Annotated in this window: 18 protein-coding genes and 1 tRNA gene; 11 read left to right on the top strand and 8 right to left on the bottom strand. The window is 57.4% G+C overall.

Annotated elements, in window-relative coordinates:
• Window positions 1-222: 222 nt before the first annotated feature.
• Window positions 223-1,737: a fumarate hydratase gene (locus ARC85_RS15455; protein WP_011785509.1), complete on the top strand. Its 1,515-nt coding sequence runs from the start codon at window positions 223-225 to the stop codon at window positions 1,735-1,737.
• 42 nt (window positions 1,738-1,779) lie between these two features.
• Here ARC85_RS15455 and ARC85_RS15450 read toward each other — a convergent pair whose 3' ends face one another.
• Window positions 1,780-2,103: an MGMT family protein gene (locus ARC85_RS15450; RefSeq protein WP_011785508.1), complete on the bottom strand. Its 324-nt coding sequence runs from the start codon at window positions 2,101-2,103 to the stop codon at window positions 1,780-1,782.
• Between the two features lie 23 nt (window positions 2,104-2,126).
• Window positions 2,127-2,888, bottom strand: coding sequence for an SDR family oxidoreductase (locus ARC85_RS15445; protein WP_278349929.1), 762 nt, complete (start codon window positions 2,886-2,888; stop codon window positions 2,127-2,129).
• Window positions 2,889-2,960: 72 nt separating this feature from the next.
• On the opposite strand from ARC85_RS15445, the gene ARC85_RS15440 reads away from it, so the two are divergent.
• The 6 genes from ARC85_RS15440 to gspD all read left to right on the top strand — a co-directional run bounded on the left by ARC85_RS15440 (window position 2,961) and on the right by gspD (window position 9,523).
• Window positions 2,961-3,518 (top strand): FxsA family protein, encoded by a 558-nt coding sequence (locus ARC85_RS15440; protein ID WP_278349930.1) that lies wholly within the window; start codon window positions 2,961-2,963, stop codon window positions 3,516-3,518.
• Between the two features lie 196 nt (window positions 3,519-3,714).
• Window positions 3,715-4,002: a co-chaperone GroES gene (gene groES / locus ARC85_RS15435; RefSeq protein WP_011785505.1), complete on the top strand. Its 288-nt coding sequence runs from the start codon at window positions 3,715-3,717 to the stop codon at window positions 4,000-4,002.
• A 76-nt stretch (window positions 4,003-4,078) separates the two neighbouring features.
• A complete protein-coding gene (groL, locus tag ARC85_RS15430; protein ID WP_014421008.1) occupies window positions 4,079-5,731 on the top strand; it encodes a chaperonin GroEL in 1,653 nt (550 codons plus the stop codon).
• A gap of 166 nt (window positions 5,732-5,897) precedes the next feature.
• Window positions 5,898-6,689 carry a type II secretion system protein N gene (gene gspN / locus ARC85_RS15425; RefSeq protein WP_153740477.1) on the top strand — a complete coding sequence of 264 codons (792 nt, stop codon included), beginning with the start codon at window positions 5,898-5,900 and terminating at the stop codon, window positions 6,687-6,689.
• A gap of 1 nt (window position 6,690) precedes the next feature.
• A complete protein-coding gene (locus tag ARC85_RS15420) occupies window positions 6,691-7,539 on the top strand; it encodes a type II secretion system protein N (protein ID WP_286715350.1) in 849 nt (282 codons plus the stop codon).
• Between the two features lie 34 nt (window positions 7,540-7,573).
• Window positions 7,574-9,523 (top strand): type II secretion system secretin GspD, encoded by a 1,950-nt coding sequence (gene gspD / locus ARC85_RS15415; protein WP_114433390.1) that lies wholly within the window; start codon window positions 7,574-7,576, stop codon window positions 9,521-9,523.
• An 87-nt stretch (window positions 9,524-9,610) separates the two neighbouring features.
• Here the strand turns inward: gspD and ARC85_RS15410 are convergent, their stop codons facing one another.
• From ARC85_RS15410 to purE, 6 genes are all read right to left on the bottom strand, one after another.
• Window positions 9,611-11,590, bottom strand: coding sequence for a M48 family metallopeptidase (locus ARC85_RS15410; RefSeq protein ID WP_286715348.1), 1,980 nt, complete (start codon window positions 11,588-11,590; stop codon window positions 9,611-9,613).
• A gap of 10 nt (window positions 11,591-11,600) precedes the next feature.
• Window positions 11,601-12,188, bottom strand: a complete 588-nt coding sequence (locus ARC85_RS15405; protein WP_011785499.1) for a LemA family protein — start codon at window positions 12,186-12,188, stop codon at window positions 11,601-11,603.
• Between the two features lie 23 nt (window positions 12,189-12,211).
• On the bottom strand, window positions 12,212-14,272 hold the full coding sequence (locus tag ARC85_RS15400; protein WP_286715346.1) for a putative bifunctional diguanylate cyclase/phosphodiesterase: 2,061 nt from the start codon (window positions 14,270-14,272) through the stop codon (window positions 12,212-12,214).
• A 256-nt stretch (window positions 14,273-14,528) separates the two neighbouring features.
• Complete coding sequence (gene sodB / locus ARC85_RS15395) at window positions 14,529-15,107, bottom strand: superoxide dismutase [Fe] (protein ID WP_286715345.1); 579 nt, start codon at window positions 15,105-15,107, stop codon at window positions 14,529-14,531.
• A gap of 73 nt (window positions 15,108-15,180) precedes the next feature.
• Entirely contained in the window at window positions 15,181-16,299 is a 1,119-nt protein-coding gene (locus ARC85_RS15390) for a 5-(carboxyamino)imidazole ribonucleotide synthase (protein ID WP_153740471.1), read from the bottom strand.
• A 167-nt stretch (window positions 16,300-16,466) separates the two neighbouring features.
• Window positions 16,467-16,958, bottom strand: coding sequence for a 5-(carboxyamino)imidazole ribonucleotide mutase (gene purE, locus ARC85_RS15385; RefSeq protein ID WP_224849189.1), 492 nt, complete (start codon window positions 16,956-16,958; stop codon window positions 16,467-16,469).
• A 185-nt stretch (window positions 16,959-17,143) separates the two neighbouring features.
• Between purE and ARC85_RS15380 the strand changes: the two genes are divergently transcribed.
• The 4 genes from ARC85_RS15380 to ARC85_RS15365 all read left to right on the top strand — a co-directional run bounded on the left by ARC85_RS15380 (window position 17,144) and on the right by ARC85_RS15365 (window position 19,649).
• Window positions 17,144-18,103: a coiled-coil domain-containing protein gene (locus tag ARC85_RS15380; RefSeq protein ID WP_286715343.1), complete on the top strand. Its 960-nt coding sequence runs from the start codon at window positions 17,144-17,146 to the stop codon at window positions 18,101-18,103.
• A 118-nt stretch (window positions 18,104-18,221) separates the two neighbouring features.
• The gene (locus ARC85_RS15375; protein WP_022991642.1) at window positions 18,222-19,079 is read left to right on the top strand and encodes a DUF2846 domain-containing protein; all 858 of its coding nucleotides are present in this window, start codon (window positions 18,222-18,224) and stop codon (window positions 19,077-19,079) included.
• Between the two features lie 45 nt (window positions 19,080-19,124).
• Complete coding sequence (locus ARC85_RS15370; protein ID WP_199453251.1) at window positions 19,125-19,394, top strand: hypothetical protein; 270 nt, start codon at window positions 19,125-19,127, stop codon at window positions 19,392-19,394.
• Window positions 19,395-19,573: 179 nt separating this feature from the next.
• Window positions 19,574-19,649 (top strand) — tRNA-Val (locus tag ARC85_RS15365).

The following is a 19,649-nucleotide window of genomic DNA, read 5'->3' as shown; positions in this document are numbered from 1 at the left end:
GGTTTGTCGAGTTCCAGTGGCCGGGTAATGCCTGTTTTAACAAATTGTTGCGAATTGGTTTTGCCGTCATAGCTATTTTCGCTGGCGTACATAGCATTTGCGCCTTCTGTCGCATCAACCGCTGTGTCGAATTTCTGGTAAACTCTCGCTTCCTTATATAAGCAGGGGGCTGCTTTGGTGGCTCCGCATACTTCCGATAATCAGAAAGCTGATGAGGCCACTATGACCACCGTGATCCGCCAGGACGACCTGATCGAAAGCGTAGCCGATGCGCTGCAGTTCATTTCCTACTATCACCCGAAGGATTTCATTCAGGCCGTGTACGAGGCCTACCAGAAGGAAGAGTCCCAGGCGGCCAAGGATGCCATGGCCCAGATTCTGATTAACTCCCGTATGTGTGCCCAGGGCCACCGTCCGATCTGTCAGGACACCGGTATCGTCACCGTGTTCGTGAACATCGGTATGGACGTGAAGTTCGAGTGCGACATGGCGCTGGACGACGTGATCAACGAAGGTGTACGCCGCGCCTACACCCATCCGGACAACGTGCTGCGGGCCTCTGTGCTGGCAGATCCGGACGGCAAACGCCAGAACACCAAAGACAACACCCCCGCCATCATTCACTACAAGATGGTGCCGGGTAACACCGTAGACGTGCACGTGGCAGCCAAGGGCGGCGGCTCTGAAGCCAAGTCCAAGTTTGCCATGCTGAACCCGTCCGACTCGGTTGTGGACTGGGTGTTGAAGATGGTGCCGCAGATGGGTGCCGGCTGGTGTCCGCCTGGCATGCTGGGTATTGGTATTGGTGGTACCGCTGAGAAGGCGATGGAGCTGGCGAAAGAGGCTCTGTTGGATCCGATCGATATTCACGATCTGCAGGCCCGCGGTGCCTCCAATCGTGCCGAGGAATTGCGCCTGGAGCTGTTCGAGAAGGTGAACGAGCTGGGCATCGGCGCTCAGGGGCTGGGTGGCCTGACCACCGTTCTGGATGTAAAAGTCAAGGATTACCCCACCCACGCGGCCAACAAGCCGGTGGCGATCATTCCGAACTGCGCCGCTACCCGCCACGCACACTTTGTGCTGGATGGTACGGGCCCGTCCCTGCAGACCCCGCCGAGCCTGGACGACTGGCCGGAAATCACCTGGGAAGTTGGCGAGAATGTTCGCCGTGTGAATCTGGACACTGTAACTCCGGAAGACGTGAAAGACTGGCAGCCGGGTGAAACCGTTCTGCTGTCCGGCAAGATGCTGACCGGCCGTGATGCTGCCCACAAGAAGATGGTGGATATGATCGAGCGCGGTGAAGAGCTGCCGGTGGATCTGAAAGGCCGCTTCATCTATTACGTGGGCCCGGTTGATCCCGTACGCGAAGAAGTGGTTGGCCCCGCCGGCCCCACGACTGCAACCCGCATGGACAAATTCACTGACACCATGCTGGAAAAAACCGGCCTGACTGGCATGATCGGCAAAGCCGAGCGTGGCCAGGTTGCCATCGACGCCATCAAGAAGCACGGCGCAGTGTATCTGATGGCGGTGGGTGGTGCTGCATACCTGGTCTCCAAGGCCATCAAGGGCGCCAAGGTGGTGGCCTTCGAAGAGCTGGGTATGGAAGCCATCTATGAGTTTGAGGTGGAAGAAATGCCGGTAACCGTAGCCGTGGATTCCCGTGGCAGTTCCGTGCACCAGACCGGCCCGGTTGAGTGGCACGACAAGATCATTGCCGCCAAGGCGGTTTGATCTGAGTCTTTGTTAGTCCGGTGGCAGCCTTGGGTGTTCGGCTCAAGGCTGCCACTGAAAGTCCTTCATCTTTACCTTTCCTTTATACACTTCCACCCCTTCCAGCCTCAGTTTCTCTGTTTGAAGCTGGCAGGTTTCCGTGCCTTCAGGAAAGGCGATCTGGCCGTTGCTCCGGATAACCCGATACCAGGGAATGCAGTGGCCGGCGGGCAGTTTGCCCAGGGCCCGGCCAACGAAACGCGCCTGGCGTCCGAGGCCGGCCATGGCGGCTACCTGACCGTAGCTGGCCACTTTCCCTTTCGGAATCGCGGCCACTACCTGCCAGATTTTCTGCTCCTTTGTCGGTTCCTTTTCGGACTCGTTCATTCAGAGCTCCGGTATTGGCCGGGTTACAGGCGCAGGGCGCCGTCCACCTCGATCATGCGGCCAGAAACGTAGTCGTTCTCGAAGATAAACGCTACCGCTGAGGCGATTTCCTCTGGCTTGCCCATGCGTTTCAGGGGGATGCCGGCGGTCATTTTCTCCAGGGCTTCGGGCTTCATGGAGGCCGTCATTTCGGTTTCGATAAACCCTGGGGCGATGCCCATGCAGCGGATGCCGTAGCGGGCGAGTTCTTTGGCCCACACTGGCACCAGGGCAGATGCGCCGGCTTTGGCGGCGGAGTAGTTGCTCTGGCCCATGTTTCCGGCGCGGGAGATGGAGGCGATGTTGATGATCGCGCCCTGGTCGCCGTTTTCGATCATGCGGGTGGCCGCTTCCCGGCCGCACAGGAAAACGCCGGTGAGGTTAACGTCGATCACGGACTGCCACTGGGCCAGTTCCATGCGCTTCTCGAGCTTGCCGTCCTTGAATTTCACCATCAGGCCGTCGCGCAGGATGCCGGCGTTGTTCACCAGGCCGTTGAGGTGGCCGAAGTCATTGATGATTGCCTGAAAGGTTGTCTCAACGTCTTCTTCTTTGGCGACGTTACAGACATAGGTTTTGGCGTCGCCACCGGCCAGTTTGCAGGCCTCAGCGGCTTCAGCCAGCTTGTCTTCCATCAGGTCGATGAGTGCCAGCCTGGCGCCTTTGGCTGCCAGGTATTCAGCCATTGCGCGGCCGAGGCCCTGGCCGCCACCAGTGATTGCGATAACAGAATCTTGAAGTTTCATGGTTTGCCCTAATTAAGTTCAGAGGTGTTTTACGTTCTCTGTGTGTCTGCATCGTTTTTATGGGGAGGCATTTTGCCCGTTTTCTTTTTTCTTTTCATCGTTATGCCCATTGCCGAACTGGCGGTATTGATTCAGGTCGGTAGCGTTATCGGCGTGTTGAATACGGTAGGGCTGGTGTTTCTGACGGCTGTAATCGGGGCCTGGTTGCTGCGCCAGCAGGGGCTGGCGACCTTGTTGCGGGCGAATGAACGGCTCAACAGCGGTGAGTTGCCGGCAAAAGAAGTGGCCGAGGGGCTGGTTCTTGCGGTCGGTGGCGCCATGTTGCTCACGCCGGGGTTTATCACCGACACCTTCGGCTTTCTGTGTTTGTTGCCGGGCTCGCGACATTGGCTGGCATCGCAGGCGCTGAAGCGGATGACGGTGTCGGGGCAGAATCACGGCCGGAGTTTCTTTTTCAGCGCCGGAGGCGGTGCAGGGCCCTTCGGGCAAGGCCCATTTGGCCAGCAGCGACCATTCGATCGTGATGCCAACGGCAACATCATTGAAGGCGAGTACCAGGATCAGACCCGGACTGATAGGGGCCAGCTCCAGCAGGGGCAGTCTGATCAGGATGAGCAGGAAAAAAAGTAAATTTTTTTTCGTTGCGGGTGTTGAAAACCTTTCGCTCAACCCCATTAACACAGCACAGATTCGCTTCAGGCTGAAAACCGCTGTCTATCAGTGGCTTGGATGCCGGGGCAATTTGTCGGGTCCGGGTCTCCGGCCAGACATTTTTAACATGCAATTGTCATTGCCACATTAATCTGACTATTGGAGAAACAGAGCAATGAAAATTCGTCCGCTACACGATCGTGTTGTCGTACGCCGTAAGGAAGAAGAAGAGAAAACTGCGGGTGGCATCGTGCTGCCGGGTAATGCCAAAGAAAAGCCTTCCCAGGGCGAAGTGATCGCTGTGGGTAATGGCCGCATTCTGGATAACGGCGAAACCCGTGCACTGGCGGTCAAGGTGGGTGACACCGTGGTCTTCGGTCAGTACGCCGGTAACACCGTGAAGGTTGACGGTGAAGAGCTGCTCATCATGAGTGAGAACGATATTTACGGCGTGCTTGAGTGATCGCAACAGCGATAGGCACGAACGCTCATTAATCCGATTGGTTCAATTTTCGGTTTAACGAACAGGAATAGAAGACATGGCAGCAAAAGACGTTAAATTCGGTGATAGCGCCCGTAAGCGCATGGTAGCAGGTGTTAACATCCTGGCGGACGCGGTCAAGGTAACACTGGGCCCCAAAGGTCGTAACGTGGTTCTGGAGAAGTCTTTCGGCGCTCCGACTGTGACCAAGGACGGCGTATCTGTGGCCAAGGAAATCGAGCTGAAAGACAAGTTCGAGAACATGGGCGCGCAGATGGTGAAGGAAGTCGCTTCCCAGGCCAACGAAACTGCTGGTGACGGTACCACGACTGCGACCGTACTGGCCCAGTCCATCGTGAATGAGGGTATCAAGGCCGTGACTGCCGGCATGAACCCGATGGACCTGAAGCGTGGTATCGACAAAGGTACCGCCGAAGCTGTTAAAGCCATCCGTGAAATGGCCAAGCCCTGCGACGACAGCCGCATGATCGCCCAGGTCGGTACTATCTCCGCCAACGGTGACGAAACCATCGGCAAGATCATCGCAGACGCGATGGAAAAAGTGGGTAAAGAAGGCGTCATTACCGTTGAGGAAGGCCGTGGCCTGGAAGACGAGCTGGACGTGGTTGAAGGTATGCAGTTTGACCGCGGTTTCCTGAGCCCGTACTTCATCAACAACCAGGACAACATGTCTGCCGAGCTGGAAGACCCGTACATCCTGCTGGTCGACAAGAAGATCTCCAACATCCGCGAACTGCTGCCGGTGCTGGAAGCCGTTGCCAAGGCTGGCAAGCCGCTCCAGATCATCGCTGAAGACATCGAAGGCGAAGCCCTGGCTACTCTGGTGGTCAACAACATGCGCGGCATTGTGAAGGTCAACGCTGTGAAGGCGCCTGGCTTTGGTGACCGTCGCAAGGAAATGCTGCAGGACATCGCCATTCTGACTGGCGGTACTGTGATTTCCGAAGAAGTCGGCCTGACCCTGGAAAACACCACTCTGGATGACCTGGGTACTGCCAAGCGTGTCAACGTGACCAAGGAAAACACCACGATCATTGGTGGCGCTGGTGCCGAGGCTGATATCAGCGCTCGCGTTGAGCAGATTCGCAAGCAGATCGAAGACAGCAGCTCTGATTACGACAAAGAGAAGCTGCAAGAGCGCGTCGCCAAGCTGGCTGGCGGTGTCGCCGTCATCAAAGTGGGCGCCGGCTCTGAAGTTGAAATGAAAGAGAAGAAGGCCCGCGTTGAAGACGCTCTGCACTCCACCCGCGCTGCCGTTGAAGAAGGCATCGTAGCTGGTGGTGGTGTTACCCTCATCCGCGCCATTGCGGCTCTGGACAAGGTAGACGCCATCAACGACGAGCAGAAAGCCGGTGTGAACATTCTGCGTCGCGCTATGGAAGCTCCCCTGCGTCAGATCGTATTCAACGCAGGCGGTGAGTCTTCTGTGGTGGTTGCCAAGGTAAAAGAAGGCGAAGGTTCCTTCGGCTTCAACGCTGCTACCGAGCAGTATGGCGACATGCTGGAAATGGGTATCCTGGATCCCGCCAAGGTAACCCGTTCTTCCCTGCAGGCAGCGGCTTCTGTCGCTTCTCTGATCATCACTACCGAGGCGATGGTTGCAGACGAGCCGGAAGACGAGAAAGCCGGCGGTGGTATGCCGGATATGGGTGGCATGGGCGGAATGGGAGGCATGGGCGGCATGATGTAATGCCGGCCAGATCCCGAACAGGTCTCAGTTTCTGAGGCCTGGCCCGATCTACCCCTGAAAACCCCGCGCTGGTTCACACTGGCGCGGGGTTTTTCGTTTTTTTGTCATGAACTTGCCCAATGGCTTTGTTAGACTCGGCTACCGGTTTTTAAATGTGCCAATTGCAATGACTGAATCCCGACCAAAATCCTTTCTCGGCCCTGGCAAAGTGGTTCTGCTGCTGTTGCTCGGTCTGCTGGTTTACGGGATCACGCTGATTGTTCTGGTTCCGGCTGGCTGGCTCTGGCAGCAGGCCTCGGCCCAGGTGCAGCTGCCAGAGCAGGTTCGGGTGCAGCAGGTATCCGGGCGTCTCTGGGATGGGGCCGCAGGGGTTGTTGTGGCTGGTTTTCCGGCACGCCTGGAATGGCAATTTGGCTGGCCATCGCTGTCCGGGGTGACATTACCGCTGCAATTTTCCGTGTCTTCATCACAATCCCGCGTGGAAGGGGTTGCCCGTGCCGGTTGGCAGGGTAATTTTGAGGTCAGTGCCAATGGGCTGATAGCGGTTGCCGAGTTCGAGCAACTGATACGCCAGAGCGGTGGCGCCATGATTGAGGGAACCGTGTCTGTGGATCGCTTCGAGATGTCCTGGGCAGACGGTCGCCTGAAGTCAGCAGACGGGCTCGGGCGCTGGGATGGTGGCAGGGTTACCTGGCCGATGGGCAATCAGGTGGGCCAGGCCGTGTTTCCTCCTATGCAGGCAGATCTGGACACCGTGGACGGAGGCGTTTCACTGGTAGTGGCAGAGCAGGGTGCAAGCGGGCCGGCGGCTGATGCCAGCATACTCTGGGATGGCATGATGGAACTGCGGGTGTACAAGCGCATGGTCGATCTGGCGCAACAGCCCTGGCCAGATTCTGCAAGGCCGGGTGACGTAGTGTTCCGGGTCCGGCAGCCATTGCTGCCCGGAGGCCTGTAATATGATGAAGCTGTCGGTGGGGCGTCAGGAGCGGTTCTCGCGTACATTGGCGAATCTGCTGTTGCTTGCGCTGGTGCTTTACCTTGCGGTAGAGCTGGCGAAACTAACCTGGTTGATTGCCTGGAACGACCGGCCTGTACCGGAAATCTTTGGGCAGACGGCTGCCGGCGCTGAGGTCCGTAGCCGAGTGTCAGAGGCTCCGATCGCCGGTTATGAGTTCTTCGGGAGACCGGATAATCAGGTGGGTGTGGCCGACGTGGTGCGCCGCTCTGCACCGGAAACCGGGCTGCGCCTGAGGCTGGAAGGTGTGCTTGTCGGGCAGCGTCCGGAGGACTCCGGTGCTATAGTTGCCGGAAGTAACGGCGAAACCGAATACTATCGGGTTGGCGACCAGTTACCGGGCAACGCTGAGCTGGCGGAGGTCGAGGCTGGAAGAATTCTGCTACGCAGGGGGGGGAGGTACGAATCCCTGGCGTTTGAGGAACAGATAGAGACCGAAGCGCTGGTTGCGGAAGAGCCGGTGCAAACGGCAGAATCGCCGGATACCTACCTGGAAGACGCCAGAGCGCGGCTGGACAGTGAAGGCGTGGCTGCACTGGCAACCTACGGTCTGCAGCCTGCAGAGGGTCGCGGCGGGTATGTGTATGATGGCTCGAACGCCATGCTGAACGCCGTGAATCTGCGTCCGGGAGATATCATTACCTCGGTGAACGGTCAGCCTCTGGGCGACATCGAGCAGGACAAGCAGCTGCTGGACAGTTGGCGCAGCCAGCCGCAGCTGGATATAGAAATTGAACGTGACGGAACCCTGCTGACGGTCAGTTACGCCATACCCGAACAATGGCGCTGACAGGGTACTCAAAAAAACAGGACGATATCGCCAGATGTATAACCACAAGATCAACCTCCTCCAGGCAATCATGTTCGCGCTTTTACTGCCGCTGGCTTCGCTGGCGCAGGCGCAGGAAGAAACCTGGAGGCTGAACCTCAAGGATGCGGACATTCGGGCCTTCGTCACCCAGGTGGCAGACATAACCGGCTACAGCTTTGTGGTGGATCCCCGGGTTAAAGGGAAAGTGACGGTATTGTCCAGTGCCCCCATGAACAAGGACGAAATCTACGATCTTTTCCTGGCAGTGCTGAATGTGCACGGTTTTACTGCGATCCCCGGAGAGGAAGTCGTCAAAATTGTCCAGCAGGTCGATGCCAAACAGTCTGCAGAGAACCTGAACAGATTTCCGCAAACGCCCTCCGAGCAACTGATCACCCGTGTTATCCAGATTGATAATGCCAACGCCCTGGAACTGGTTCCGATTCTGCGGCCGCTGGTTGCCAAATACGGCCATCTGGCGGGCGTGGCTGCGGCAAACGCCCTGATTGTCAGTGATCATGCCTCTAATATCGCTCGCATTGAACAGATCGTTCGGGAACTGGACAGCCCCTCAAAATACGAAGTGGAAGTGATTCAGCTGCAGGAAGCCTGGGTTGGTGACATGGTGACCCTGCTGCAGGAGCTGGCACCAGAAGAGCTTGGCCGCGCTGGCGGTGAGAATGCCGCACGCAAATACAGCGTGACAGCCGACGAGCGCAGCAATCGATTGATTCTGCGCGGCGACGAAACCTTTCGGGACAAGATGCGCGGTTTGATTCTCCAACTGGACCAACCGTCTGCCAGTGGCGGGACCACCAAGGTGATTCGTCTTCGTCATGCCGATGCCAAGACGCTGACCGAAATACTCAAAGGTGTGATGGGTGAGGTAGTGAAAGAGAGCAGCGCTGGCGGCAGCTCGGGTGGCTCTACCGGGAATCCGGGCAGCAGCTTTTCAGTCTTTGCTGATGAAGGGCTGAATGCTCTCGTTGTCCGGGGGGACCCCTCCCTGATGCAGGAAGCCGAGCAGATTGTGGCACAGTTGGATGTGCGCCGTGCCCAGGTGATGATTGAAGCGGCTATTGTGGAAATCAGTGATGAGCTGGGCGATCAGCTCGGGGTGCAATTGGCGGCTGGCGATGAGTCTGCAGGTTCATTTCCGGTGCTGGGTACAAACCTGACCAGTGGCCAGGGTATGGTTGGCCTGAACTCCGTGATCGGAGCTCTGGTGGGTGACACTATTCCGCAGCTTGCCGGCGGGTTGACCGTCGGTGCCGGGCAGCGTGATGAGGATGGTGTCACCTGGGGCTTACTGATTCAGGCACTGTCCTCTTCTTCTGCGGCGAACCTGTTGTCTACGCCCAGCATTATTACCCTCGACAATCAGGAATCTGAAATCATCGTTGGCCAGAACGTACCGTTCCGTACTGGCCAGTCTACCGTGACCGGAGACGGGACCACCAACCCGTTTACCACCATCGAGCGGCGCGATGTGGGGTTGTCGCTGAAAGTCACGCCTACGATCAGTGCAGATGGCCTGGTGCGTCTGGTGGTTGAGCAAACGACCGAGGACATTTCCACAACCAGCGTTGATGGTGCATCCGATCTGATCACCAACAAACGTGAGATTAAAACCACCGTGCTGGCGGATGACGGTGAGACCGTGGTACTGGGTGGTCTGATCAAGGACGATTACCAGGTCAGCAAGAGCAAGGTTCCGCTGCTGGGCGATATCCCGGTGCTTGGTCGCTTGTTCTCTTCTGAATCCGAGACCCGCGTTAAGCGCAACCTGCTGGTTTTCCTGCGCCCCACGATTATGCTGGGTAAAGCAGATGCTGTGGCGGCGACCACTGAAAAGTTCAACCGCCTCTGGGATGTGAACCTGGAAGTGCGGGAAAAGCTTGGCTTGCCCCAGGAAGAATCCGATCCGTCGGTCGATATGCTGTTTGAAGGGCGCCGGCAGTAGGGAGTTGCGCTGACGAGACAGCGTGGATAACCGCGCTGTCTGATCATCGCCCTGGCGAGCAGGACTGGGGCGGTGCTTCGAGTGCTCTCAGAGTGGCGGCATCGGGCAGTCCAGTTGATCCGCCACCAGCCTCATTAATTCGTATTCCTTAACTTCCACCTTTCCGTCGTGACTGATGCAATGTCCGCAGGCATCAATAATGGCAGGCTTCAGCAGTGGTGAGAGCTTGCTGAGAACATTCAGAGCAGCTCTCAGGTTCTGCATGGTGATCTTGCTGTGCATGGTTTCGTTGTTTCCGTTACCAAACCCGGAAATAGCTTCCTGATAGAGCGCTTGAGCCTTCCCCGGAGCTTCGGTGCCGGCCCGGGCGAACAGGCTCAGCACCTGTTCAATGGCGGGTTTGACTTGCCGGAAGCTTCGGTATTTCACGGGCACCACCTGCCCGGAGCCACGGCCTAGATGCCGCCACAGGAAGGTGGTGAGTGCGAGCTCGAACAGGGTCACCCGGTTGTCCGCCTGAACCAGCGTCTGAATGTTTGCGAGAAGGGTGTCCCGCTCCTCCGGATCGAGCTTTCGCAACGCCGGCATGGCCAGTTCAAGCATTGGAAAACGTGCGCGTTCGCCAAGTTCTTTTAGGGATGGCAGTAGTTTGCCAAGCAATTCGGGTTGTGCGCCCAGCACGGAGTGCGTCGGTATCAGGGCAAGCTTCTCGGTTTGCTCGGCGGTCGTCAGCTCGTAAATCACCAGGCCGTAGCAAAGCTGAACGGCGCCAGCCCGGGTGTATAACAAGTTTCGAAACGTCGATGGCAGTCTCTGCAGGAGATTACTGGCGAAGCGCTCGCTGTCCGCGGAAACCGTGCCGACGCGGCTGGACAGCGCAGGGGTTGCCGTCGGAGATTCGTTGGTCAGGGAGCTCGCCAGAGGCGATAGGCTGTACTTTCGGGTGCCTTGAGCGGGTTCGACTACCTGGCTCACCAGGTCGCCAATGGCTGCCTTATCCGGACTGCGGCCTTGTCCCTGCAAGCGTGAGCCAGGTTCGGTATCCCGTAGCCTGCTGCGCAGGCGGGCCATCAGCCCTGGCTGGATGGCGTTGATTCGTTCGTCAATGGGAGGGTGGGATGCCAGCAAAGAGGTGAATTTCATCCTTGCCGCCTCGCCGAAACACATGTGGTTCATGTCGCTGGCATGGCTGGTAGTGTCCAGATACCCGCCTTTCATCCCGATTTTGAACAGGGCTGCGCCAATGCCTTCGGGGTTACGAGTGAACTGAACGGATGACGCGTCGGCCAGCATCTCCCGCTGACGTGAGACGGCCGACTGAATGAGCCGGCCAAAGAACACGCCGACATATCCGATCAGCATCAAGGCCAGCCCGATCAGCCCCATGGCAGCCTGTGCCCGGCCGTCCCGGTTTCGGCTACGACCGCTGCTGTAGAAGCCAGCCCTCAGGAGAAACTGGCCAATCTGGCCGATCATCAGTATACCGGCCAGCAGGGCGATCAACCTGACATTGATGCGCATATCGCCGTTGAGGATGTGGCTGAATTCGTGGCCTACCACGCCCTGGAGTTCGTCCCGGTTCAATTGGGTCAGGGCTCCGTGGGTAACCACCATCACCGCTTCACCAGGGGTGTAACCGGCCACAAAGGCGTTGATGCCGGTTTCATGGTCCATCACGTAGAGCTCCGGTACCGGAACGCCACTGGCAATCGACATTTCTTCGACGATATTGCGCAGTTTGCGTTCTTCCGGGTCGCGGGTGTCCGGATCAATAGCCCGGGCTCCAACCATTCTCGCCACGCGGGTGCCGCCTCCGGCGAGGTCCACCCAGCGTACCAGGGAGCCGATGCCAATCAGCGCGACCACCGCACCGGCGGTTGTCAGGCCATGGCTGGACAGTAGCCAGTAATGAAAAGGCAGGGCCGAGGTCTGGCTGCGGGTGACCATGTAACCCACCAGGCAGACCGCCAGAGTAATCAGGGTGACTGCGGTGAGAAACAGCACAATCAACAAGCCAGTGTTGCGCCGGGCACTGGCCTGGCGCTGGAAGAAACCGGGGCTCGCCATGAATCAGGCCTCAGAAACTGACTTTTGGAGCCTGGCGGGCCTCTGGAGATTCAAGCTGGAGCTGGGCGGTTTCCTTGAACGCAAACAGGCCAGCGACCAGATTGTTGGGGAACTTCTCGCGGAAGATGTTGTAGTTCATCACGCCATCGTTATACGCCTGGCGCGCGAACGCGACACGGTTCTCGGTGCTGGAGAGTTCTTCCATCAGTTGCTGGATGGTCTCGTTGGCTTTCAGCTCAGGGTAGTTCTCGGCCACGGCGTAGAAATTGGCGAGGGCTTTGGTCAGCAGGTTCTCGGCGCTGCCAAGGCGTTGGATCTTGGTGCTGTCGCCTGGGTCACGGGCGGCATCTTTCTGGGCACTGACCGCGTTATTGCGTGCTTCCATTACCTGGGTCAGGGTGGACTTTTCATGGTCCAGATAGGCTTTGGCGGACTCCACCAGGTTGGGGATCAGATCGTGGCGGCGCTGAAGCTGGACATCAATCTGGGCGAAGCCATTCTTGAACTGGTTGCGCAAAGAAACAAGCTGGTTGTAGATAAACACCAGATAGAGGATGACAACGGCAATTACTACAAGACCGATGACAGTCGTTCCCATGACTACTCCTAAGGGCTAAAGGTTCAGGCGTTATTTTCCACGATCCGGGCGTGGAAAGTCTGTACGAAATTCTCAAAATCTCTGGGTAACAGGGGTTTGGAGAAGAAATACCCCTGAGCAAGCGCACAGCCACGCTGGCTGAGGTAATACTCCTGCTCTGCTGTTTCCACACCTTCTGCGACGACGGTCAGATTCAGGCTCTTGCCAAGGTCGATGATGGTGTTGGCAATTCGGGTATCTTCCTCGTTGATCAGCAGGTCCCGAATGAACTGCTTGTCGATCTTCAGATGCTGTACCGGCATCTGCTTCAGATAGGTCAGCGATGAATAGCCCGTGCCGAAATCATCAACCGCAATACTGATGCCGGCCCGATGCAGCCGATGCAGCTTGGCGACCGCATCGGTGAGGTTGGTCATAAAGCTTGTTTCGGTCACTTCCAGCTCCAGACGGCCCGCAGGAATATTATGTCGTTTCAAGGTGTTGAGAACATCGTCAACGATCGATTCCTGGCGCAGTTGAACAGCGGACAGATTCACAGCGATTCTGATGTGAGTGCCCTCGCTGGCCCAGCGAGCGGCCTGCCAGCAAGCCTGATCCAGGACCCATTGACCAATCTCGACGATGGAACCATTCGCTTCCGCTACCGGAATGAAAAGGTCCGGGGGAATCATGCCGTGTTCAGGGTGTTCCCACCGCAGCAGTGCTTCTGCACCAATAACGCGCCGTGTCTCCAGATTGATCTGTGGCTGGTAGACCAGATGGAATTCGTGGTTTGCGAGGGCCTGGGCAAGGTCCTTTTCCATCTGTTTGCGTTCGCGAATTTCCTGGTCGATGCTGGCTACATAAAACTGGAAGTGGTTGTGACCGGTCTGTTTCGCCAACGCCATGGTTTGCTCTGCACTCTGGAGCAGTCGGTCGGCCTGGTCGGCGTCTGACGGAAACAGGGAAATGCCGAGGGTCGCGGTCATGGAAATCCGGTGGTTACCGGAATTGATCGGTGACCCGATGGTGGCCAGTACTTTTTCGGCGGTTTCTGCCGCCTGGAAACCGTCGCGAAGATGTTTTTCAACGATGACAAACTGGTCGCTGCCCAGCCGGGCGACATTGAATCTGTCGGATGAGAGATTGGCGCTCAGGCGACTGGCGACGGTCTGCAGGATGGTGTCCCCGGTACGAAAACCGCACTGCTCATTGACGGATTTGAAGTCGTCAATACCGCAGACCATCAGAGCGATAGAGCTGTGGCCTTCCTGGGCTCGTTCAATAGCGCCCTGAAGATCTTCCATAAAGGCATCGCGGCTGGGCAGGCCTGTCAGTGTGTCGTAACGGGCCAGTCGGGTGACCCGGTCTTCTGCTTCCCGATGTTTTTTCTGGGTATCTCCGATGGCTACGAGCAGATTGTTGGTGGCGTTAACCCAGAGGCCAAGCTCGTCGGCCCGGTGTCCTTCCGGGATCGAAACCAGGCGATCGTCCGGGTGTGCCGGGTCCACCTTTTTGACCGACTGCACAATGCGCAGCAGCGGGCGGGTCAGCAGCAGATGGAACACCACGAACAGTACGATGCCAAGAATAAGTGCCAGGGCGATGCCTGAGGCAAACGTCACCAGTGCTCGGCCGAGCCAGGTTCGAGCATAGGGGGCGGTGTCGTAGTGAACCTCAAGATAGCCGTAGACAAGATCCGGATTGCTGCCTCGCGTGAGACTTTCGCGGTATTCGCGAACCTGGCCGAATATCGGATCAGTTAAAGGGCGAAACGGGGAGTCCTGCAGAGGCCGTAGCCGATCACCCAGTTCATCACCATCGGGATGGGTGATTTTGGCCATGTGAATGGGTTCCAGGGCGAACAGTCCATCCACCACCTGTTGGGCGAGCGTGTCATCAATGCTGAAAACGGCCTGGGTGGCAGAGTCTTCCACCATGGCAAGGGTCTGGGCCGCATCACGCTCCAGTTCAGCGGATACCCTCTTTGCATCCAGCACCACCTGTACCGCGCTCATCAGAATACCGCTCAGCAACGCGACGAGCAGTACCCATCGGAGAATGCGATATCCGAGGTGGTTCTCTACTTCAAAGGTTTTTTGCATCCGCTGTTCTTGGCTCATCTGTCTGATTGGTTCTGTCGGACCCTGCGACAGGATCTATCACGCGGCACATGACAGTATGGTTCAGATTCCTTTCAACTTCATGGAGTATGGACGATTTTTTCAGAGTTTCTTGTGGATGCGTGTGTCGATTTGTTTCGGTTTCGTCGCATTCAGATACAGAAACGCCCGCAGGGGTTCCCGTGCGGGCGTTTGGTCAACGGTCAGGCTGTTGCTACCTACCGTTGTTCCGGCTGGATCAGGCCAGGTTTTCGTTCACGAAATCCCAGTTGACCAGGTTCCAGAACGCTTCCAGGTAATTCGGACGGCTGTTCCGGTAGTCGATGTAGTAGGCGTGCTCCCAGACATCAACGGTCAGTACCGGCTTGTCGGCGCCGGTCAGCGGAGTTTCGGCGTTGCTGGTGTTGGTGATGGCAACACTGCCGTCAGCTTTTTTTACCAGCCAGGTCCAGCCAGAACCAAAGTTGTTGGCGGCCTTGTCGTTGAATTCTTTCTTGAAGTCTTCGAAGGAGCCAAAGGCCTTCTCGATGGCTTCTTTGGCGGCGCCGGTGGGTTCACCACCACCGTTCGGGCTCAGGCAGTGCCAGTAGAAGGTGTGGTTCCATACCTGGGCTGCGTTGTTGAACAGCGGGCCGCTGGCGCTCTTGATGATGTCTTCCAGAGACTTGTTGGCATTCTCAGTACCTTCAACCAGACCGTTCAGCTTGGTTACGTAGGTGTTGTGATGTTTGCCGTAGTGGTACTCAAGGGTTTCCTGAGAGATATGCGGTTCCAGTGCGTTTTTTTCGTAAGGCAGTGCGGGAAGTTCAAATGCCATGAGGTCGTTCTCCCTGGTTCTCTCTGTTTATGTGAGTTGACACTCTCGCAATATAAGGGCGGTTTGAGTTAAATCAACCCTTTGTTGTGAGAGAGCTTTTAAACTCGGGGCTGCCGGGCAGAAACTGAGCGCAGTTCCGGACCCGCCAGACCAGCTCTTCATAACTGTCTGCCAGAATGTTCACATGCCCGAGCTTGCGCCCTGGGCGCTCCCCTTTATTGTAGAGGTGAAGGTGAGCGTAGGGCAGTTCCAGTATCCGTTCAATGTCGCCGTGCTCGCCGATGATATTAATCATGCAGCTCAGGCCGCGTGCCTGAACATTGCCCAGAGCGTGTCCGCTGACCGCGCGAATGTGATTCTCGAACTGGCTGGTCATGGAACCCTCAATGGTCCAGTGCCCGGAATTGTGGACCCGTGGAGCCATCTCGTTTGCTACCAGGCCGTCCCCGGTCTCAAACAGTTCCAGAGTCAGTACGCCCACATAGTTCAATTCGTTCAATAGTGCCTTGATGTACTTTTCAGCATCTTGCTGGATGTGGAGTTGCAGTCCGGGTGCCGGGGCAATGGAGTAGCGCAGAATGCCCTCGTGGTGGGTGTTCTCGGCAATGGGGTAAAAGGCGACATCGCCATCCTCACCGCGAACAGCGATGATGGACACTTCGCGTTTGAAGTTAACGAACTTCTCCACGATTACCCTGGGATGGCCGATGGCGGTCCAGGCTTCTTCTGCCTGTTCCGGATCTCTCAGGACGGCCTGGCCTTTGCCGTCGTAGCCCTCAGTGATGGATTTGGCTACCACCGGGCAGCCAAGTGCCTCGGCAGCGGCTTTCAGGGAAGCGGCGCTATCAGCGATTTTCCATTCCGGCGTTGGAATGCCAAGCTGGCCGAACAGGGTTTTCTCTGCCTCCCGGTTCTGGCAAACCTGAAGCGCCCGGGGGCAGGGGTGAACCGGCTTGTGTTGGGCCAGCTTCTCCGCCACTTCAACAGGCAGGTGCTCGAATTCGTAGGTTACGCGGTCGACGCGGGAGAGGAAGTCGTCCAGGTAGCTGCCGTCGCGATCCACAATGACTTCCCCCAGACCAGCGCTGGGGCTGCCGGACATGTCGTAGAAGACAAATTCCTTTGCGAGGGGGTATCCGGCAAGGGCCAGCATGCGCCCGAGTTGGCCGGCTCCTAGTACACCGATTCTCATCTGGTTCTCCTGATCAAAAGAAAGCTGCTTCGGTGCCTGAGCGGGCCGGGGAAGACTTTCCAAAACACGCTACGAGCACATCCCTGTGCGCTTGTTTCGGGCCGTCCTTGGCCCTCAACAGTTTTGGAAAGTCTTCCCCGGCCCGCTCACCTGGCTTTGGATTGGTGCTACTGATCCCTGGGGTCAGGGTTGTCCAGAATCGTCTGGGTCTGATTTTTCCTGAAGTCTTCCACCGCCTGGCGAACCTTGTCGTCGAACGTGCCAACGATCTGCGCTGCCAACAGGCCTGCGTTGGTGGCGCCGGCCTTGCCAATCGCCAATGTGCCAACAGCAATGCCGCCTGGCATCTGCACGATGGATAGCAGCGAATCCAGGCCATTCAGTGCTTTTGATTGTACGGGCACACCCAGTACCGGCAAAGGCGTTTGTGAGGCAACCATGCCAGGCAGGTGCGCTGCGCCGCCGGCACCACCGATGATGACCTTCAGGCCGCGATCGGCCGCGGTCTTGGCGTAATCAAAAAGCAGATCCGGTGTGCGATGGGCGGAGACAACCCGGGTTTCGTAGGGCACGCCGAGTTTGTCGAGCATGTCGGCAGCGTGTTCCATGGTGGGCCAGTCAGATTTGGAGCCCATGATGAGTCCAACAAGCGGCTGCATAAGCAACAGTCCTGTGATAATTGGAAAGCCGGCCATTGTATGTTCTGGCCAGTTGCCGTGCAACACGGCAACCCGGGCGTTCGGCTGTCTGAGCGCTTTCTTTATAAGCCTTCATTTTAACCCGTCCGTAACTGCAGGTATTATCGTCGGTTATACGATTAAACCATCCATTCCCAGGAGCTGTAATGGAACCCATCCGCCCGGACGAAGACGAGCTGAGAGCAGAACCCCCGATCGGCGCTGGGGAAGTGCGACCCCCTCGTGCCAGCAAAGAGCGTGAGACTGGGCATGGGGCTCCCAAAGCCAGGCCGCCAGGTGCAGCTTCGGGCGCTGGCGGAGGCGGTGGTCGTGGTGGACGAATTCTTGTCTGGGGAGCGATGCTCGGGCTTGCGGTGGCTGCTGGCGCAGGGTGGTATAGCCAGAGTCAGCGCATCGCGGCGCTGGAGAGTCAACTGGAAGAGGCGGATTACTGGGCGCGGCAAAGTAAGCTGGCGCTGGCCCGTTTTGAGGGTGAGCTTTCGGAAACCGGGGAATCCTTGCAGGAGCGGGGTGCCTCGCTGGAGGAAAAGATAGCGGCCAATGCGGAAAAGGTTGAGACCGCCAACAGTGAAATCCGCAAGCTCTGGGTGGTTGCCAATGAACGAAACCGGAAACAGCTTGAGGAGCATGGTCAGCGGCTCTCGGTGCTGGATCAGAATCTGGCCGAGACCGGCAAATCGGTGTCGGATCTGGAAACCACGCTCGAGCAGGTTCGTACCACGTTTGCTGGAGATATCGCCCAGCTGAGCCAGAAGCTGGAGACGTCTGTGGCTGCGCTGGAGCAGGCAAATAGTGAGGCGACGTCGCAACTGACCAGGCTGAGTCAGCAGATCGGTGATATCGATCAGGTGGTGGAGAGCCGTATCCGCCGGTTTGAGCAGGAGCAGAAACTGGGTATCGATGGTATTGAAAGCCGGCTGTCCTCCGTCGAGGCTCGAACGGACGGCCTCGCAGGAGCCAGTGATGTTCAGGCGCTGCGGAATCGACTGGCAGAACTGGCCCGGACCGTGGAATCCATCGATGCTTCCCGTGCCCAACTTACCTCGCGCCTCGTGCGCCTGTCGGAGGAGGTCAATCAGCTCAGGGCGTCGAGTTCAGGGCAGTAGCGGTTGCCGGGGGGTGAATGTAACGGTTTGTATTCATCCCTTGCGGTAGCTCTCATTTCTTGTGGTGGCCAGTTGTTATGATCGTCCCTACTCGATAAGGGATGAAGAGTGCATAACAATGAAAATCCGAGTGCCTTTCGTTAAAAGTGCCGCCGTTGTGGCGTGCTTTCTGGTGTTGTCTGGCTGCACCGTTTATCAGTCTATCGGCAAGAGTGTGGGTGGCTTTCTCCACCCGGTGTCGGGCCATGATTTCGTGCATATCGACACCGATCAGTGGGATCAGGGCAATGCCTTGTTGTATTTCTACCGTACCCACTCCCAATGGGCGGCGGATGAGATCGAGTCTCCCAGCGTCTATATTGACGACAAGCACTATTTCAACATTCGCAATAACAGCTTTACCTGGCTGGAAGTGAGCCCCGGTGAACGGCACATCGCCATGCGTCGGCCTTTGCTTGGGCTTGAAGGCCTGAACTCCTTCAGTTTGAGCCTGATTGCGGATGCCACTCTGAAGGTGGAGCCTGGCAAGATCTACTACCTTAGATACAACGAACTGGAGGAGCCCTCGCGTCCTCATCCGGACCTGGATCCGGAGCACCCGCTGGCCTCCGGTGAGCTGCAACTGGTTACCCGTGAATACGCCATGCAGTCGGACGAAATTGTGTCCACGCTGTTCCTGAACAGCGATCTACTGGCGCCGAACCATGCCGCAACGTCGATTGTCGAAGTTAACGAAGATACCGACTACGAGAAGCGGAAGCTGGCTCTTGAGCAGGAGCGCGAGCTGGAGATTGAGCGCCTGCAGCAGCAGGGTAAATATGAGGAGACCTCCTGGTTCTGGCCATTCGGGGGTGGGCCAACGGTACCACTGGAAGCTGATCGCAAGCTGAAGGCGCTGGAGCAGGAGTATGCCCAACTGGAACTTGAGCGCGAGCGCAGGGAAGAGGCGGAATCGGGAGGCTGGTGGATCTTCTAGGCAATGTCTACACTGGGGATGGTGTAGTGAAGAGAGATAAAAACAATGTCCTTCAAAGATACGTTCCGGCTACGTATTGGCAGGCTGGCCCGGCAGGTTGGTCCGTTGCTTGAGGAATCCTGGCGGGAGGCTCGGCAACGCCTGGATGACCTTAACCAGGCGCTTGCCAGTCAGGCGGTGCCTGGCGAGCGCCGGGCGCGAGTGAGTGAGCTGGCTCTGAAGCGAAAGGGGCAGCAGGCAGGCCAGAAGTCTGCGGAAATACGGCACTTCCCTGAGCAGGGTAAAACAGTACAACGTTCTGATTTTGATCAATAAATGTTCGCCTGAGAGCGTCTCGGAAAAAAGTTCAGTATTTTTCGGAAAAACATTTGACACAGTGAGCGAAATGCTTAAAATGCGCGTCTCACTTGGTTGAGACAGCAACGCTGACTCAGCAGGCGCCAAGCGCAGCAAGTGACTGTTTTGAGCCTGAAGTAAAGTAAGGCAGCGAAAGTGGGTGGTTAGCTCAGCTGGGAGAGCATCGCCCTTACAAGGCGAGGGTCGCAGGTTCGATCCCTGCACCACCCACCA

The organism is Marinobacter sp. tcs-11 (assembly GCF_002049515.1).
GTDB classification, from domain to species: domain Bacteria; phylum Pseudomonadota; class Gammaproteobacteria; order Pseudomonadales; family Oleiphilaceae; genus Marinobacter; species Marinobacter nauticus.
This window is presented reverse-complemented; position numbering and strand designations above follow the sequence as displayed.

What these genes read in the sequence shown, in the direction of transcription:
- purE (WP_224849189.1), bottom strand. Translation starts at nt 16,958, where the DNA reads ATGCAGCCGCTTGTTGGACTCATCATGGGCTCCAAATCTGACTGGCCC.
- ARC85_RS15410 (WP_286715348.1), bottom strand. Translation starts at nt 11,590, where the DNA reads ATGGCGAGCCCCGGTTTCTTCCAGCGCCAGGCCAGTGCCCGGCGCAAC.
- ARC85_RS15450 (WP_011785508.1), bottom strand. Translation starts at nt 2,103, where the DNA reads ATGAACGAGTCCGAAAAGGAACCGACAAAGGAGCAGAAAATCTGGCAG.
- ARC85_RS15455 (WP_011785509.1), top strand. Translation starts at nt 223, where the DNA reads ATGACCACCGTGATCCGCCAGGACGACCTGATCGAAAGCGTAGCCGAT.
- ARC85_RS15390 (WP_153740471.1), bottom strand. Translation starts at nt 16,299, where the DNA reads ATGAGAATCGGTGTACTAGGAGCCGGCCAACTCGGGCGCATGCTGGCC.
- ARC85_RS15405 (WP_011785499.1), bottom strand. Translation starts at nt 12,188, where the DNA reads ATGGGAACGACTGTCATCGGTCTTGTAGTAATTGCCGTTGTCATCCTC.
- sodB (WP_286715345.1), bottom strand. Translation starts at nt 15,107, where the DNA reads ATGGCATTTGAACTTCCCGCACTGCCTTACGAAAAAAACGCACTGGAA.
- ARC85_RS15420 (WP_286715350.1), top strand. Translation starts at nt 6,691, where the DNA reads ATGATGAAGCTGTCGGTGGGGCGTCAGGAGCGGTTCTCGCGTACATTG.
- gspN (WP_153740477.1), top strand. Translation starts at nt 5,898, where the DNA reads ATGACTGAATCCCGACCAAAATCCTTTCTCGGCCCTGGCAAAGTGGTT.
- ARC85_RS15400 (WP_286715346.1), bottom strand. Translation starts at nt 14,272, where the DNA reads ATGCAAAAAACCTTTGAAGTAGAGAACCACCTCGGATATCGCATTCTC.
- groES (WP_011785505.1), top strand. Translation starts at nt 3,715, where the DNA reads ATGAAAATTCGTCCGCTACACGATCGTGTTGTCGTACGCCGTAAGGAA.
- gspD (WP_114433390.1), top strand. Translation starts at nt 7,574, where the DNA reads ATGTATAACCACAAGATCAACCTCCTCCAGGCAATCATGTTCGCGCTT.
- ARC85_RS15370 (WP_199453251.1), top strand. Translation starts at nt 19,125, where the DNA reads ATGTCCTTCAAAGATACGTTCCGGCTACGTATTGGCAGGCTGGCCCGG.
- ARC85_RS15445 (WP_278349929.1), bottom strand. Translation starts at nt 2,888, where the DNA reads ATGAAACTTCAAGATTCTGTTATCGCAATCACTGGTGGCGGCCAGGGC.
- groL (WP_014421008.1), top strand. Translation starts at nt 4,079, where the DNA reads ATGGCAGCAAAAGACGTTAAATTCGGTGATAGCGCCCGTAAGCGCATG.
- ARC85_RS15375 (WP_022991642.1), top strand. Translation starts at nt 18,222, where the DNA reads ATGAAAATCCGAGTGCCTTTCGTTAAAAGTGCCGCCGTTGTGGCGTGC.
- ARC85_RS15380 (WP_286715343.1), top strand. Translation starts at nt 17,144, where the DNA reads ATGGAACCCATCCGCCCGGACGAAGACGAGCTGAGAGCAGAACCCCCG.